This is a genomic window from Sphingopyxis sp. TUF1, assembly GCF_036687315.1.
Classification (GTDB): Bacteria; Pseudomonadota; Alphaproteobacteria; order Sphingomonadales; family Sphingomonadaceae; genus Sphingopyxis; species Sphingopyxis kveilinensis.
Genome location: NZ_CP144683.1, coordinates 2,824,913 through 2,839,682, shown reverse-complemented (window position 1 = coordinate 2,839,682; position 14,770 = coordinate 2,824,913). Strand labels below are relative to the sequence as shown.

Here is a 14,770-nt window from a genome sequence, read left to right as displayed (position 1 = left end):
GGGAACCGCCGGTCCCGCTGCGTCAGTCGTTCGCGGGCTTGCCGCCGGGTTGCAGAACGTCGGCCAGCGTCGCCTTGACGACCTTGATCTTCACGCCCTGCGCGATTTCGACGTCGGCATAATCATCGTCGACGCGCGTCACCTTGCCGACGATCCCGCCGCCGGTGACCACCTGGTCGCGCGGCTTGACCGCCGCGATCTTGGCGCGATGCTCCTTCGCGCGCACCTGCTGCGGGCGGATCAGAAAGAACCAGAAAACGGCAAAGATCAGGATATAGGGCACCAGCATCAGGAAACCGGCTGCCCCGCCGCCCGATCCGGCCGCCTGGGTCAGAAGCAATTGCGTCGACATGGGTGAAAGACTTTCGTTCGAAAGCGTCGCACGGCCCCACCGGGACCGGCACGCAAGGATGGCGCGGCGCCTATCACACGAGGGGCCGCGCGCGCAACCGGTCGCGCGCACGCCTCCCCCGGTCGGCGTCGGCTGAAAATGGGAAGGAAGCGGCCCGGATCAAGTCCGCGGCGCCAATCCCGGCCCGACAAGCACCGTGACGCCGCCTTCGCTCAACTCGGCCTTGCATCGCCTGCCCAGCCGCGCTAGGGGCCTCGCCTGCCCAATCGGGCCGGTCGGGACGTAGCGCAGCCTGGTAGCGCATCACACTGGGGGTGTGGGGGTCGGAGGTTCGAATCCTCTCGTCCCGACCAATTTTCTGAAAACGGCGACTGTTCACCCTGCCGGGGAGCCGAGGCCGGCGACGGCAGAGTGCCGCCGCCGGACCCCATTTAATTCGCTTTGGCGGCCTGCGCCTTGCGGAACGCGGCGAGTTCGGCCTGGTCGATCGCACCGTCGCCATTGCTGTCGGCACGCTTCATGAAGGCCGCGATCTTTTCGGGCGACTTCATCGACGCGTCGCCGCTTCGATCAGCACGCATCGTCATCATCCGCGTGACTTCGGCCTTGTCGAGTTTGCCATTGCCATCGGCGTCGAGCATCGCGAACATCCGGCCGCCGCCCGGCTGCTGCGCCGTCGCCAGCGCGGGCATCGCGAGGGCGGTCGCTGCAATTGCCCAAATCCATGTCTTCACGTCATTTCCTTTCGAAACAGGCGGCATCGCCGCCGGGACAACTCCCCGCACCGCCATGATCGCCGCTTGTCGCAAAATTATGGCAATGCCGCCACTGTTGCAGGGGAGCATGGGCCCTAAACATCTGTTTGAACGCAATTTCCGGGACGTAATCCGCCCGCGGCCACCTTAGCCGCTGTCTGCCAGAACAAGGAGCAGGCAATGGATCTTCAGGACAGAACCATCATCATCACGGGGGCGAGCAGCGGGATCGGCGCCGCAGCCGCGCAGGTTTTCGCGCGAGCCGGGGCCAATCTCGTCCTAGGGGCGCGCCGCGCGCAGGAGCTGGAAGCGTCGGCGGCAAATGTCCGAAACACGGGGGCAAAAGTCGTCATTCTGCCCGGCGACGTGACCGAAGATGGCTATGCGGAGGCGCTCGTCGATTTGGCCCGCAGTGAATATGGGGGCCTTGACGGCGCCTTCAATAATGCCGGCATCGTCGGTGACATGCTTGCCATCCCCGACATGCCCATCGCGAACTGGAACAAGGTCATCGCAACGAACCTGACCAGCGCCTTTTTCGCGGCCAAGGCGCAGATTCCCGCGATGCTCGAACGCGGGCGCGGCTCGATCGTCTTCACCTCGTCCTTCGTCGGCGTCAGCAACGGCGGACTGGCAGGCATGGGCGCCTATGCCGCGTCGAAGGCGGGTCTCGTCGGACTGGTCAAGTCGCTGGCTTCCGATCATGCCGCGGCCGGAATCCGGGTGAACGCGCTACTTCCCGGCGGGACGATTACGCCAGCGGGCGGCGAAGGCGATGCCGACACGCTCGCTTTTGTCGCCAACCTTCATCCAATGAAGCGCATGGCAACTGCATCCGAAATCGCCGAAGTTGCAAGCTTTCTGCTATCCGATCGGTCGAGCTTCGTGACCGGATCGGCGATGCTCGCCGACGGCGGGGTCTCGGTGCGGCTCGTCTGACGGCTGTCGCTTGGGCGTTCGAGCAAATCAGGGTCGCAGCACCACCTTGCCCACCGCCTCGCGCCGTTCGAGCATCGCGAACCCCTCGCGCCAGTCGCCGAGGTCGAGCGTCGCATGGATATGCGGCCGGATCCGGCCATCGGCGGCGAGCGCATCGATCGCCGCGACATTCTCCGCACCGCGGCCCGGAAAGCGGCGGCCATATTCGCCCGCGCGCACGCCAACGACCGAAAATCCCTTGATCAGCGGCATGTTGACGGACAGTTCAGGAATGCGCCCCGACGCAAAGCCGACGACGAGCAGCCGCCCGCCAAAGGCGATACAGCGCGTCGATTCGTCGAATATATCGCCGCCCACCGGGTCGACGATGACGTCGGCGCCTTGTCCGCCGGTCAGCGCCTTCACCGCCTCGCGAAAGCCCGGCGCGCCATCGATCACGGCGTCAGGCGCATAAAGACGTTCCAGCGCCGCGCGTTTATCCGCGCTGCCCGCCGCCGCGATCACCCGTGCGCCGAGCGCCTTCGCCAGATCGACCGTCGCCAGCCCGACGCCGCCCGCCGCGCCGTGGACCAGCACCCATTCGCCCGGCTCGACGCACCCGCACCGCACTAGCGCGACATAAGCCGTAAGGTAGGCCACCGGATAGGCGGCCGCCGCGTCCCAGCCGAGCGCCGCGGGTTTGGGCCGCAGCGACGCCGCGGGCACGACGGTAAATTCCGCCATCGCCCCGAAACGATTGCCGCCGACGACAGCATCGCCGACCGACCAGCCTTCCACACCCTCACCCACCGCATCGACCTCGCCCGAAAATTCGAGGCCCGGCACGAACGGCAGGTCGGGTTTGAGCTGATAGGCACCGCGCGTCATCAACAGGTCGGGAAAATTCACCGCCGCCGCGCGCACCCGCACGCGCACTTCGCCCGGTCCTGCTTCGGGCACGGGCAATTCACTCAGCACCACGCCCGCATGATCGGACAACAATTCACGCACCTGCAAAGCCCGCATGGCGAAAACCCTTTCCTACATTGTTCCAATATGGTTCGTTGCCGCTTTCACTCGAACCCCAGGAGCGAATCATGCCACGACCCCATCCATCGGTCTGCGACACCGACGCGCTGATCGATGCCGTCATCGACCGCGAAGGTCGATATGTAAACCACCCCGCCGACCGCGGCGGCCCGACCTGCTGGGGGATCACAGAGGCGGTCGCGCGCGCCGAGGGCTATGCGGGCGCGATGCGCGAACTCCCGCGCGACATCGCCGCGGCCATCTATCGCCGCCTTTATTGGCTGCGTCCCGGCTTCGACCGTGTGGCGCTCCGCGCCCCCGCGATCGCCGGCGAGCTGTTCGACACCGGCGTCAACATGGGCACCGCCACCGCAGCGGGCTTTCTCCAGCGCGCGCTCAACGCGCTCAACCGCGCCGCGCGCGACTATCCCGACATCGCCGTCGACCGCGTGATCGGCCCGCGCACCCTCGCCGCGCTCGACGGCTTCCTCAAGGCGCGGGGCAAGGGCGGCGAGACCGTCCTGCTGCGCGCGATGGAGGCGTTGCAGGGCGAACGCTACATCGCGCTCGCCGAACGTCGCCCAAGCCAGGAGGCCTTTCTCTACGGCTGGCTCGCCAACCGCGTCGGCGACGCAAACCACTGATTTCCAACGTTTCCAGGTGACAAGTTTGACAAGTTAAGGATGAAAGGAACGACCCATATGAGCATTATCGAAGGCCTGATCGGCCCCATCGCCAAACTGATCGACAAGATCATTCCTGACCCCGAAGCGCGCGACCGCGCCAAACTCGAACTGCTCAAGCTCGAAGGCACGCAGGAAATGGAGGCGATCCGCACACGCATGACCGCGATCGTCGCCGAAGCGAACAGCGCCGACCCGTGGACAAGCCGCGCGCGGCCGAGCTTCCTCTACGTCATGTACGCGCTTTTGCTCTGGGCCATCCCGATGGGCCTGATCGCCGCGGCACGGCCGGAGATGGCGGAGGGCATTGCGCGGGGCATGAACGCCTATCTGGCCGGTATCCCCGAACCGCTCTATGCGCTCTTCGGCACCGGCTATCTGGGATACACCGCGGCGCGGGCGTGGGGGAAAGCGAAGGGAGTGGAGAGTTGAGCTAAACCGTCGCCCCCGCGCAGGCGGGGGCCGCTGGAGGACTTGCCCGGCATCGCTGCGTAAACCGACGGCGGTCCCCGCCTCCGCGGGGACGACGGTTTCCTTAGGAGTTCACGCGGAGACGCGGACACGCGGAGGAGAATGGTTTTCGCGCAGAGCGCGCAGAGACAAGAAAAATGGCGGCAAAGCCGCCCATCTCTTCTTTCTCCGCGTCTCCGCGTCTCCGCGTCTCCGCGTGAACAACTCCTCTGCGACCTCTGCGGTCTCTGCGCGAATCCAAACGAAAACCCGCGTCAGTTTTCCACCACCGTCGCCAAATTCACCAGCGAGCTGTTCAAACCCTCGATATGATCTTTCGCCGAAATCCCCGGCGGCACATTGTGCGCATCGATCGTCACCAGCGTGCCGCCGCCCTGCCGCGACAGATACCAGTGCATCGCCATCGTCCCCGAAAAGCGCGGGTCGTCGGATTCGAATTCGACCTCCCACACGATCAGCCGCCCCTCATCGAGCACCGGAATATGGACCGCAACGACATCGCTGTTGTCATCGCTTTTGGTTTCGACCTCGGCATCGTCGAACGTCAGCCGCATCCGGAAACCGCCCCCGGCCCGCAAATCGACATGCTCGAACGCACCGGTCGCCCCCTCGGGCGGCAACCAGCGGACCAGCTTGTCGGCGCTGGTGAAGGCCGCAAACACATCGACCAGCGGCGCCGCGATCAAACGCTCGGCATGATCGGTGCGCCGCGTCTTTTTCGTGGGCTTCAAGCGAGCGCGGCCTTCACCGCCGCGACGGCATCGTTCGCCGCGCCGCCGTTCGGGCCGCCGCCCTGCGCCATGTCGGGCCGCCCGCCGCCGCCCTGCCCGCCGAGCGCAGCAACCGCGGCCTTGACCAGATCGACCGCGCTGTGGCTGCCTGTCTTGTCGTCGGTCACCCCGACCGCGACCGAAGCGCGCCCGTCATTGACCGCGACGAGCATCGCAACGCCGCTGCCAACCTGCTTCTTCAGCCCGTCTACGGTGCCGCGCAGTTCCTTGGGATCGAGCCCGTCGACGACCTGCGCCAGGAAAGCGACGTCGCCGACCTGCTCAACCGCCGGACCGGCCGCTGCACCGCCGCCGCCAGAACCGCCAAGCGCGAGCGCTTTCTTGGCATCGGCGAGTTCGCGTTCGGCCTTCTTGAGCTGCTCGGTAAGCTGCGCGACACGCGCCGGCACCTCGTCGGGCGACGATTTGAGCGCCGCCGCTGCCGCCTTCAACGCCTCGTCGCGGCCGTTCAGCCATTGCCGCGCCGCTTCGCCGGTCAGCGCCTCGATCCGCCGAACGCCCGAGGACACCGCGCTTTCGCCGACGATCTTGAACAGCGCGATGTCGCCGAGCGCGCGGACGTGCGTTCCGCCGCACAGTTCGACCGAATAATGCGCGTCGGTCGCCTTACCCATGCTGAGCACGCGCACCTCGTCGCCATATTTCTCGCCGAACAGCGCGAGCGCGCCTGCCGCTACCGCATCGTCGGGGGTCATCAGCCGCGTCGTCACCGCCTCGTTGCCGCGGATCTGCGCGTTCACGCCCGCTTCGATGTCGGCGATTTCCTCTGCCGTCAGCGCCTTGGGGTGCGAAAAGTCGAAGCGGAAACGGTCGGCGGCGACCAGACTTCCCTTCTGTGTCACATGCCCGCCGAGCCGGTGGCGGAGCGCCGCGTGCAGCAGGTGCGTCGCGCTGTGATTGGCGCGAATCCGGTCGCGCCGCTCGGCGTCGACGGTCAGCTGCACCGTGTCGCCGATCTTCAGCGTCCCGGCCTCCAGCTTGGCCTGATGCGTGTGCAGGCGGCCGAGCGGCTTGCCGGTGTCGCTCACCGACGCCCTCGCGCCCTCCAGCGTCGCGATCGTCCCCGCGTCGCCCATCTGCCCGCCGCTCTCGCCATAAAAGGGCGTCTGGTTGGTCAGCACGATGACCTCATCGCCCGCCTTCGCTTCGTCGACCGGCTGGCCGTCCTTGACCAGCCCGATCACCGTCGCCTCGCCCGACGTCGAGGTATAGCCGGTAAACTCGGTGCTGCCGTTTGTCTCGGCGATGTCGAACCAGATGTCGTCCGACGCTTTTTCGCCGCTGCCCTTCCACGCCGCGCGCGCCGCCGCCTTCTGCTGCGCCATCGCCGCGTCAAAGCCCGCGCGGTCGACCGCTATGTCCTGCGCGCGCAGCGCATCTTCGGTCAGGTCATAGGGGAAGCCATAGGTGTCGTAGAGTTTGAACGCGACGTCGCCCGCCAGCGTGTCGCCCTTGCCCATGCCGACCGTCGCCTCGTCGAGCAGCTTGAGCCCCTTGTCGAGCGTCTGGCGGAACTTGACCTCCTCGCGCTCGAGCGTCTCCGAAATCAGCGGCTGGGCGCGGATCAGTTCGGGATAGGCGGCACCCATCTCGGCGGTCAGCGACGGCAGCAGCCGGTGCATCAGCGGGTCTTTCGCGCCGAGCAGATGCGCGTGGCGCATCGCGCGGCGCATGATCCGGCGCAGCACATAACCGCGGCCTTCGTTCGACGGCAGCACCCCGTCGGCGACGAGGAAGCTCGATGCGCGCAGGTGATCGGCGATGACGCGGTGGCTCGCCTGCGTTGCGCCTTCGGCTGCCACCCCGGTCAGCTCGACCGACGCCGCAATCAGCGCCTTGAACGTGTCGGTATCATAATTGTCGTGGACGCCCTGCAGCACCGCCGCGACGCGCTCCAGCCCCATGCCGGTGTCGATGCTGGGCCGCGGCAGGTCGACGCGCTCGCCGCCCGGCAGCTGCTCATATTGCATGAACACCAGGTTCCAGATTTCGACGAAGCGGTCGCCATCTTCCTCCGGCGATCCCGGCGGGCCGCCCCAGATATGATCGCCATGGTCATAAAATATTTCGCTGCACGGCCCGCACGGTCCGGTGTCGCCCATCGACCAGAAATTGTCGCTCGTCGGAATGCGGATGACGCGCTCGTCGGGCAGGCCGGCGATCTTCTTCCACAGGTCGAACGCCTCGTCATCGGTGTGATAGACGGTCGCGGTCAGCTTCTCGGGCGCCAGCCCCCAGGTCTTGGTGATCAGCGTCCAGGCATGGTGAATCGCCTGTTCCTTGAAATAGTCACCGAAGGAGAAATTCCCCAGCATTTCAAAGAAAGTATGGTGCCGCGCGGTATAGCCGACATTGTCGAGGTCGTTGTGCTTGCCGCCCGCGCGCACGCATTTCTGCGACGAGGCCGCGGTGCTGTACGGACGCTTTTCCAGCCCGGTGAAGACATTCTTGAACGGCACCATCCCCGCGTTGACGAACATCAGCGTCGGGTCGTTATACGGCACCAGCGGCGCCGACGGTTCGATATGGTGCCCCGTGCCCCCGAAATAGTCGAGGAACGAGCGGCGAATGTCGTTGGTCGATGTCATGCGCGCGAATTAGGCATTTTGCGGCGGTGCGACAAGCCGCTTCGTCGCGATGACGCCGATCGGTCGCGCCGGTCAGAACGCCGTCGCAATTCCCTTGCCCAGATAGCAGGGCAGCTGCGTCAGCACATCGGCCTTGGGCACGCCCTCCTCGATCAGCTCCGGCGGCACTTCGGACGTGTCGGTACGCACCACACTCCACGCCGCATCGGGCGCCGTGCGGTGGACGACGACATAGCCGCAATCCATCGTCCCGTCGGCGCGGTCGCCGCGAAAATCGAATGCGGCGTAAAGGCCTGCGGGCTGTCCGGCGGGATCGGCATACCAGCTGAGCCGCAAAACGCGCAGCGTCCCGTCAGCCCACAGCACCGCCCGCTTGCGCAGGTTCATCTCCCATTCGAGCCGCGGGTTCGCCGCTTGAAACGACAGGCGCAGCATCGCATAGGCGCTGGCATAGTCGCGCTTTGCCAGTGCCATCGTATAGGCGGCGAAGCGCTCCATCGCCGCGCGTTCGTCGGCGGGAGCGACACCCGGCGCCTCCGGCGCGACCCGCTCGACCTCCGGGCCGAGCGCTGGCAGCTGCGCCGCCGCTGCACCCGACCCCAGCGTCAGTGCGGCCAGCAGCAGCCAGCCGCGGTCCTTAGTAGCCATAATAGGCGCCGCCCTTTTCCCGCGCGCGCTGCCATGCGGGGCGCGCGTGGCAGGCGTTCACAAATTCGGCGAGCCTGGGATAGCGCGGCGCCATGCCCTGCATGATCGCGATCTCGGCAGGGAAGCTCAGCATGATGTCGGCCGCTGACAGCGCGTCGCCGATAAAATGACCGTTCGTGCCGATGCGGCTTTCCATATAGGAAAAATGCGCGTCGAGTTGCTGGTTGATCCGCGGTTCGAGCGGCGCGGCCGCCTCGCCGAGCCGCGCGGTATAGATGCGCAGCAGGATCGGCGTCATCGCCGATCCTTCGGCAAAATGCAGCCATTCGAGGTGACTGACATGATCGTCGGTGCCGCGTTCGGGAACGAGGTGGCCACCACCGTGCCGCTCGCACAAATATTCGGTGATCGCCCCCGATTCGATCACGACGCGGCCGTCATCTTCAAGGACCGGCGACTTGCCGAGCGGATGGACCGCCACGAGTTCGGGCGGCGCGAGGTTGGTCACCGGATCGCGGTCGTAAAATTTGATCTCATACGGTGCGCCGATTTCCTCGAGCAGCCACAATATGCGCTGCGACCGGCTGTTGTTGAGGTGGTGGACGATCAGGCTCATGGCGCTCTCCTCTGCGCATCAGTTTCTGTAAAGGCCGTTGCGGTCGATCAGCGCCGCGACTTCGCGCACCAGCTTGGCGCCGAGGATCGCGGTGACACCGCCAACGTCGCGGCCGGGATGATGTTCGACGATGTCGGCGCCGACGATCGGCGCGGTCTGTTTGTGCAGCACCGCCAGGACTTCGCGCACCGTCAGCCCGCCGGGTTCGGGATGCGCAACGCCGGGCGCCTCCGACGGATCGATTCCGTCGAGATCGATCGAGATATAGAGCGGGCCGTCCAGCACCGGCACCGCGTCGGGCGTGAAGCCCGCTATCGGAATGATCTCGACTCCGAAGCGCGCGGCCTGCTCGCGGCAGTGCCGGTTGAGCGTGCGAATGCCGACCTGCACCAATTGCGCCGCATGACCCGCCTCGCAGATGCGCGCGAAGGGCGACGCATGACTGCGCGGATTACCCCCGAAATCGGCGTAAAGGTCGGGATGCGCGTCGATGTGCAGGATGTTGAGCGGCCCAAAATAGGTCGCGGCGGCTTCGACCAGTGGAAAGGTCACCGCATGGTCACCGCCAAGTCCGAGCGGCACCTCGCCATCCTCGGCCAGCATAGCGACATGGCGACGGATCGCGGCATCGTCTTCAGCCGTGCGCTCAGTGAGCGGCAGATCGCCATCGTCGGTGAAGGCGATGTCAGTGCCGATTTCACCGCCAAGCTCGCTCGCCCTATTCCCGCGGTCGCTCCACAGCGCCGCGCGAATCGCCGCCGATCCACCCGCCGCGCCGCGCTCAAAACTGCTGTTGATGTCGGTCGGCAAGCCGAACAGGCGGATCGCAGGCATAGACCATCTGTAGCCATTGCCGACGGGCGCGCAAGGCGCGCCGTCACACGGGGGTTCGATGCGACCGTTAACGGCCGGCCGCCGAATGCGGATCGCTATTCATCGTCATTTCCGGACCCAATCCGGAATCCATAGCACCGCCGTTGTCCTAGACCCCGTCGAGCCGGCCTTGAGCTTGTCGAAGGGTCGGGGAGGACGAATGGCTGGAAGTGACCGATAGCGGGCCTTGCCGGTCAAGTCTGGTGTCGCTAAAAACTACCTGTCGAAAAAGGATAGGTCGGTGCGGTTAGCCCGATCCCTGCGAAATCGGGCCCTGACCTTCGCTGCGGCGTTGAGTCCCAAGACCTTGAACGCTGCCGCAACGGTGCGGCATCGAATGGAAGGATTGGGACATGCAACATCAGATTTCAGTTGTCACGCTTGGTACCAGCGACCTGCCGCGCTCCCGCCGGTTTTATACCGGGGGGTTCGGCTGGACGCCGGTGTTCGAGAATGAAGAAATCATTTTTCCCAGATGAACGGCTTCATACTTGGGACTTTCGAAAAATCCGCCCTTGAAAAAGACATGAGCCGCTCCGGGCTATGCTCTCCCGGCGCATTTTCGCTGGCCCACAACGTCGCAGGGCGAGCGGATGTCGAGGACGGGATCGAGCAGTTGGTCAATGCCGGCGGACGTCTCATCAGACCGGCAGACGTCCCTCCGCATGGAGGCTTTCGAGGGTATGTCGCCGATCCCGACGATCATGCTTGGGAAATTGCGTGGAATCCCGACTGGCCCATCGACGAGAATGGCCACATCACGTTCGCGATCTGATCCTGGTGTCCCGCTTCCCTGCTTGCTTGCAGGGAGGCGGCAAAAGCCCACACGGTCCGCCCCGTCATCTCGAGCCGTTTTCAGGCAGTGTCACGATCAACGGCAAGCGGGCCCACCTGCGGGGAGAGGGGCGTGCAGGTGTCCGCGGCAACAAGGAGGCCGCGTGGCCCGCCGCCGTTTGCCGACCGGTTCACGCGAACGCGCGAATCGGTCGGACGATCGTCAAATGTCGTCGTCGCCCGCGTCGTCGTCGGGGCCCGCCATCATCTCTTCGGCGACCGCGTCGGTACGACCGCGAATCGCGGCTTCGAGGCGTTCGCGAAGTTCGGGATTCTCGGTCAGGAAATTTTTCGCATTTTCGCGGCCCTGCCCGATGCGGATCGAATCATAGCTGAACCAGGCGCCCGATTTTTCGACCAGTCCGGCCTTGACGCCAATATCGAGAATCTCGCCGATCTTTGAAATGCCCTGTCCGTACATGATGTCGAATTCGACCTGCTTGAACGGCGGCGCGACTTTGTTCTTCACCACCTTCACGCGCGTGGTGTTGCCGACGATCTCGTCGCCATTCTTGATCTGCCCGGTACGGCGGATATCGAGGCGAACCGAGGCATAGAATTTAAGCGCGTTACCGCCGGTCGTCGTTTCGGGGTTGCCGTACATCACGCCGATTTTCATGCGCAGCTGGTTGATGAAGATCACCATGCAGCGCGAACGGCTGATCGATCCGGTAAGCTTGCGCAGCGACTGCGACATCAGACGCGCCTGCAGGCCGACGTGGCTGTCGCCCATCTCGCCCTCGATTTCGGCGCGCGGAACGAGCGCCGCGACCGAGTCGACGACGAGCACGTCGATCGCATTCGAGCGCACGAGCGTATCGACGATTTCAAGCGCCTGCTCGCCCGTATCGGGCTGCGAGACGATCAGTTCGTCGATATTGACGCCCAGCTTGCGCGCATAAACGGGGTCGAGCGCATGTTCAGCATCGACGAAGGCGACCGTGCCGCCGCCTTTCTGCGCTTCGGCGAGCGTGTGCAAAGCCAATGTGGTCTTGCCCGAGCTTTCGGGACCATAGATTTCGATGACGCGGCCGCGCGGCAGACCGCCGACGCCCAGCGCAATGTCGAGGCCGAGCGACCCGGTCGAGATCGCCTCGACCTGCATCGCTTCCTTCGACCCCAGCTTCATCACCGAGCCCTTGCCGAATGCGCGGTCGATCTGCGCCAACGCGGCGTCGAGCGCCTTTTGCCTGTCCGTTCCGTTCACTGATTTCCCCGATTCGACGAGTGACAATTGTCCGGCCATTTGCCGTCCTTTCCTGCTCTAGAGCGACCGCGGACGCATCGCAACGCCGGACCTATGTGCCACATTTGTTCTTGCGGAACAAGAGGAGAACATAATTAAATCAAATCAGCGTCTCCCCTGCGAAAGAGCGGGGGCGGCTGGAGGGTGACGTAAGGCCGATGGCGACACCCCCTCGGCGCCGACGAAGGATTATGGAGCCTCGAACTCCCGAATCGCCGCCTCGATGTCGCCGATCCGGAACGGCTTGGGTATCAAGCGGCGCCCCGCATGTGCGGGCGGAATGACATCGCCGCCGCCCGAGGTGAAGGCGAAGGGTATTCCCTTGGCGGCGAGCGCGTCAGCGACCGGCCAGCCTTTTTCTTCGCCCAGATTGATGTCGATGAGCGCGCCGGCAATCGGTTCGGATGCGATGAGCGCCAGCGCATCGTCCTTACTCGCCGCCTGCGCGGGCTCGGGCAGGCCGAGCGCGTCGAAAATATCGACCAGCATCATGCCAATCAGCACATCGTCCTCGACGATCAGGATGCGCCGCTCAGCCATCCTGTTCCCCGCGATGCGCCGCCTCGTCGAGCGCCGCCGACGTCGCTTCTGCAAGCTGCGCGACCGAAAAGGGTTTGGGCAGAAAAGCAACATTGTCGATGTCGATCGACTGGCGTAGTTGCTCCTCTGCATAGCCCGACATGAAAAGCACCGGCAAGCCGGGGCGTTTGGCGCGCATCGCGCGCACCATCGCGGGTCCGTCCATCGTCGGCATCACGACATCGCTGATGACCAAATCGACCTTCTCCATCTCGGTAAAGCGTTCAAGCCCCTCCTCGCCCTGCGCGGCGGTGAGGACTGTATAACCCGCTCGAGCGAGCGCACGTTCCGCGACCGCGCGTACCATATCCTCATCCTCGACAAGCAAAATTGTTCCGCTGCCCCACTGGCTCTTCTTGGGCTTTGGGGGCGGCTGCGGCGCGGCGGGGGTGTCCCCGGCGGCCCGGTGCACGGGCAGGTAAATCGAAAAGCTGGTTCCCTCCCCCGGCTTGCTGTCGGCAAAGATGAAGCCAGCCGATTGCTTGATGATGCCGTAAACTGTCGACAGGCCTAGCCCCGTCCCCTTCCCCACGTCCTTGGTCGTGAAAAAGGGTTCGAAAATCTTGGGCAAAATGTCGGCGGGAATGCCGGTGCCGGTATCGCTGACTTTCAGCGCGCAATAATCGGCGGGCGGCATGAATTCATTGCCCATCTGCCGCACATCGGCCGCCGATACCGGATAGGTTTCGATCGTCAGCGTCCCCCCGCCGGGCATTGCGTCGCGCGCGTTGACCGCCAGGTTGATGATGACCTGTTCGAGCTGGCCGGGGTCGGCGCGCACCGCGCCAAGCCCGCGGCCATGATGGACCGACAGTTGCACCGTCTCGCCAATCAGACGTTTGAGCAGGTGCGACACCTCGGAAATCACGTCGGGCAGCTGCAATATCTGCGGCCGCAGCGTCTGTTGCCGGGAGAAAGCGAGCAATTGCCGCGTCAGGCTGGCGGCGCGATTGGCGTTGCTTCGAATCTGCTGGATGTCGTCATAATCGCTGTCGCCCGGCGTATGCCGCATCAGCATCAGGTCGCACGCGCCGAGCACCGCGGTCAGGATATTGTTGAAATCATGCGCGACGCCCCCCGCGAGCTGGCCCACCGCCTGCATCTTCGATGCCTGCGCGACCTGACGCTTCAGGCGCGATTCCTCGCTCGAATCCTTGAGGCTCAAAAGCACCGCCGCTTCGCCCAGCCCGCGCACGCCGACGATGCGCATCGACACCGGATCGCCGCTCTGCCCCGCCAGCCGGATTGACAGGTCGCCGCCCACCTGCTGCCCGCTGCTGTGACGGCGGATCATGTCAGCGAGCGGCCCCTTGTCCTCGCCGACGACGATGTCGCCCGGATAGCGCGGCATCTTGCCTTCAGGCAGGTTCGCCGCGCGGACAAAGGCACGGTTCATGTAAAGGAAGCGCCCGTCGCGATCGACCATCGCAAGGCCGAAGGGCAGCAGCGAAAGCAATGTTTCGACATAGGTTTGGGCGGTGCCGCGGTCGGCCGGGCCGATCTCCTCATCAAGCATCGCGAGCAGCATCGGCGAATTGGGGTCGGCGGGCGCTAGCGGAATCTGGATCAGCCGCACCGGCGTGGTACGATCGCCCTCGCGTGCGAAGTAGAGCGCGCCGGCATCGTCGAGGCGCAGCATCGGCGCGACGTCGCGGCCGGCGAAATGTCGCGCGTCATCCTCGCCCAGCGCCCGCAATAAAAAGGCCTCGTTCGCGGCGCGAAGCCGGCCTTCATTGTTGACCAGCGCCGCCATGACCCCGGCGTAACCCAGCGTGCGGCCCGCGGGGCCGCCGAGATGCCGGGTAAGTTCGGCAACGAGGTCGAACCGCTCCACCGCAGCAAAACGCCAAACGAGATAGTCCTCGGCCTGTCCTGTGCGCGTGACTTGCGCGCGCAATTGCAGCGAGCCGATCGCGAGCTCGTCGGCGCGCCCCTCGCCTTCGCGCCACGCCGCGCGCCCGGCGTTTTTCAGAAGTTCCGCGCCGCGCCCGTCGAGCGGCAAGCCCGGCGGCGTGACGAACCCGCCCATCCACGTAGCGAAAAGGTCGTTGGCACACACCATGCGCCCGCCGCGATCGGTGACCGCAATCGCGACATCGTCGTGATTCACAGCGTGGCGCAATATCGTCCAGTCGGGGGCGACGCCATCGCCGCTTGCGGCGGCAGGGAATAGCCGCCGCGTAAGCAATACACCACCCGCCGCCACCGCCAAGCCGGCAACAAAGCCCGCCGCTAATATGGTGCTGCCCGTCGCCCAGAACAACAGCGCCGCCGACACGAGCGCCGCGGTGCCGAGCAAAGCCATGTCGAGCCGCGATAACGTCGCGGGCGGCAGGATCGTCCCGGCAACGCCCGCCTCCCTGATGACGTCACCATCAGCAGAGGGC

At 65.3% G+C, this 14,770-nt stretch carries 16 protein-coding genes and 1 tRNA gene; 6 read left to right on the top strand and 11 right to left on the bottom strand.

Annotated elements, in window-relative coordinates; genetic code table 11:
- Positions 1-22 precede the first annotated feature (22 nt).
- Complete coding sequence (gene yajC, locus VSX77_RS13360; protein WP_338425102.1) at positions 23-352, bottom strand: preprotein translocase subunit YajC; 330 nt, start codon at positions 350-352, stop codon at positions 23-25.
- A gap of 276 nt (positions 353-628) precedes the next feature.
- On the opposite strand from yajC, the gene VSX77_RS13355 reads away from it, so the two are divergent.
- Positions 629-705, top strand: a tRNA-Pro gene (locus tag VSX77_RS13355).
- 78 nt (positions 706-783) lie between these two features.
- On the opposite strand, the gene VSX77_RS13350 is transcribed toward VSX77_RS13355, so the two are convergent.
- Positions 784-1,086 carry an EF-hand domain-containing protein gene (locus tag VSX77_RS13350; protein ID WP_338425101.1) on the bottom strand — a complete coding sequence of 101 codons (303 nt, stop codon included), beginning with the start codon at positions 1,084-1,086 and terminating at the stop codon, positions 784-786.
- Between the two features lie 201 nt (positions 1,087-1,287).
- On the opposite strand from VSX77_RS13350, the gene VSX77_RS13345 reads away from it, so the two are divergent.
- Positions 1,288-2,046, top strand: coding sequence for an SDR family oxidoreductase (locus VSX77_RS13345; protein ID WP_338425100.1), 759 nt, complete (start codon positions 1,288-1,290; stop codon positions 2,044-2,046).
- A gap of 27 nt (positions 2,047-2,073) precedes the next feature.
- On the opposite strand, the gene VSX77_RS13340 is transcribed toward VSX77_RS13345, so the two are convergent.
- Positions 2,074-3,051 carry an NADPH:quinone oxidoreductase family protein gene (locus VSX77_RS13340; RefSeq protein WP_338425099.1) on the bottom strand — a complete coding sequence of 326 codons (978 nt, stop codon included), beginning with the start codon at positions 3,049-3,051 and terminating at the stop codon, positions 2,074-2,076.
- Between the two features lie 71 nt (positions 3,052-3,122).
- Between VSX77_RS13340 and VSX77_RS13335 the strand changes: the two genes are divergently transcribed.
- Complete coding sequence (locus VSX77_RS13335; protein WP_338425098.1) at positions 3,123-3,698, top strand: glycoside hydrolase family 108 protein; 576 nt, start codon at positions 3,123-3,125, stop codon at positions 3,696-3,698.
- Between the two features lie 57 nt (positions 3,699-3,755).
- A complete protein-coding gene (locus tag VSX77_RS13330) occupies positions 3,756-4,169 on the top strand; it encodes a holin family protein (RefSeq protein ID WP_338425097.1) in 414 nt (137 codons plus the stop codon).
- Between the two features lie 293 nt (positions 4,170-4,462).
- Here the strand turns inward: VSX77_RS13330 and VSX77_RS13325 are convergent, their stop codons facing one another.
- The 5 genes from VSX77_RS13325 to VSX77_RS13305 form a co-directional block, all read right to left on the bottom strand.
- Positions 4,463-4,939, bottom strand: a complete 477-nt coding sequence (locus VSX77_RS13325) for an SRPBCC family protein (protein WP_338425096.1) — start codon at positions 4,937-4,939, stop codon at positions 4,463-4,465.
- Positions 4,936-7,587: an alanine--tRNA ligase gene (gene alaS, locus VSX77_RS13320; protein ID WP_338425095.1), complete on the bottom strand. Its 2,652-nt coding sequence runs from the start codon at positions 7,585-7,587 to the stop codon at positions 4,936-4,938. Before alaS ends, VSX77_RS13325 begins: the two co-directional genes overlap by 4 nt.
- A gap of 72 nt (positions 7,588-7,659) precedes the next feature.
- A complete protein-coding gene (locus VSX77_RS13315; RefSeq protein WP_338425094.1) occupies positions 7,660-8,235 on the bottom strand; it encodes a hypothetical protein in 576 nt (191 codons plus the stop codon).
- Complete coding sequence (locus VSX77_RS13310; RefSeq protein ID WP_338425093.1) at positions 8,225-8,851, bottom strand: glutathione S-transferase family protein; 627 nt, start codon at positions 8,849-8,851, stop codon at positions 8,225-8,227. Before VSX77_RS13310 ends, VSX77_RS13315 begins: the two co-directional genes overlap by 11 nt.
- Positions 8,852-8,869: 18 nt before the next feature.
- Positions 8,870-9,685: an agmatinase family protein gene (locus VSX77_RS13305; RefSeq protein WP_338425092.1), complete on the bottom strand. Its 816-nt coding sequence runs from the start codon at positions 9,683-9,685 to the stop codon at positions 8,870-8,872.
- Positions 9,686-10,077: 392 nt separating this feature from the next.
- Here VSX77_RS13305 and VSX77_RS13300 point away from each other — a divergent pair, with 392 nt between their 5' ends.
- Entirely contained in the window at positions 10,078-10,203 is a 126-nt protein-coding gene (locus VSX77_RS13300; RefSeq protein ID WP_338425091.1) for a hypothetical protein, read from the top strand.
- Positions 10,200-10,499 (top strand): VOC family protein, encoded by a 300-nt coding sequence (locus VSX77_RS13295; RefSeq protein WP_338425090.1) that lies wholly within the window; start codon positions 10,200-10,202, stop codon positions 10,497-10,499. The genes VSX77_RS13300 and VSX77_RS13295 overlap by 4 nt, the downstream gene beginning before the upstream one ends.
- A gap of 222 nt (positions 10,500-10,721) precedes the next feature.
- Here the strand turns inward: VSX77_RS13295 and recA are convergent, their stop codons facing one another.
- From recA to VSX77_RS13280, 3 genes are all read right to left on the bottom strand, one after another.
- On the bottom strand, positions 10,722-11,804 hold the full coding sequence (gene recA, locus VSX77_RS13290; protein WP_338425089.1) for a recombinase RecA: 1,083 nt from the start codon (positions 11,802-11,804) through the stop codon (positions 10,722-10,724).
- A gap of 189 nt (positions 11,805-11,993) precedes the next feature.
- Positions 11,994-12,344 carry a response regulator gene (locus tag VSX77_RS13285; RefSeq protein ID WP_338425088.1) on the bottom strand — a complete coding sequence of 117 codons (351 nt, stop codon included), beginning with the start codon at positions 12,342-12,344 and terminating at the stop codon, positions 11,994-11,996.
- A complete protein-coding gene (locus VSX77_RS13280) occupies positions 12,337-14,688 on the bottom strand; it encodes a hybrid sensor histidine kinase/response regulator (protein WP_338427272.1) in 2,352 nt (783 codons plus the stop codon). Before VSX77_RS13280 ends, VSX77_RS13285 begins: the two co-directional genes overlap by 8 nt.
- Between the last annotated feature and the right edge of the window lie 82 nt (positions 14,689-14,770).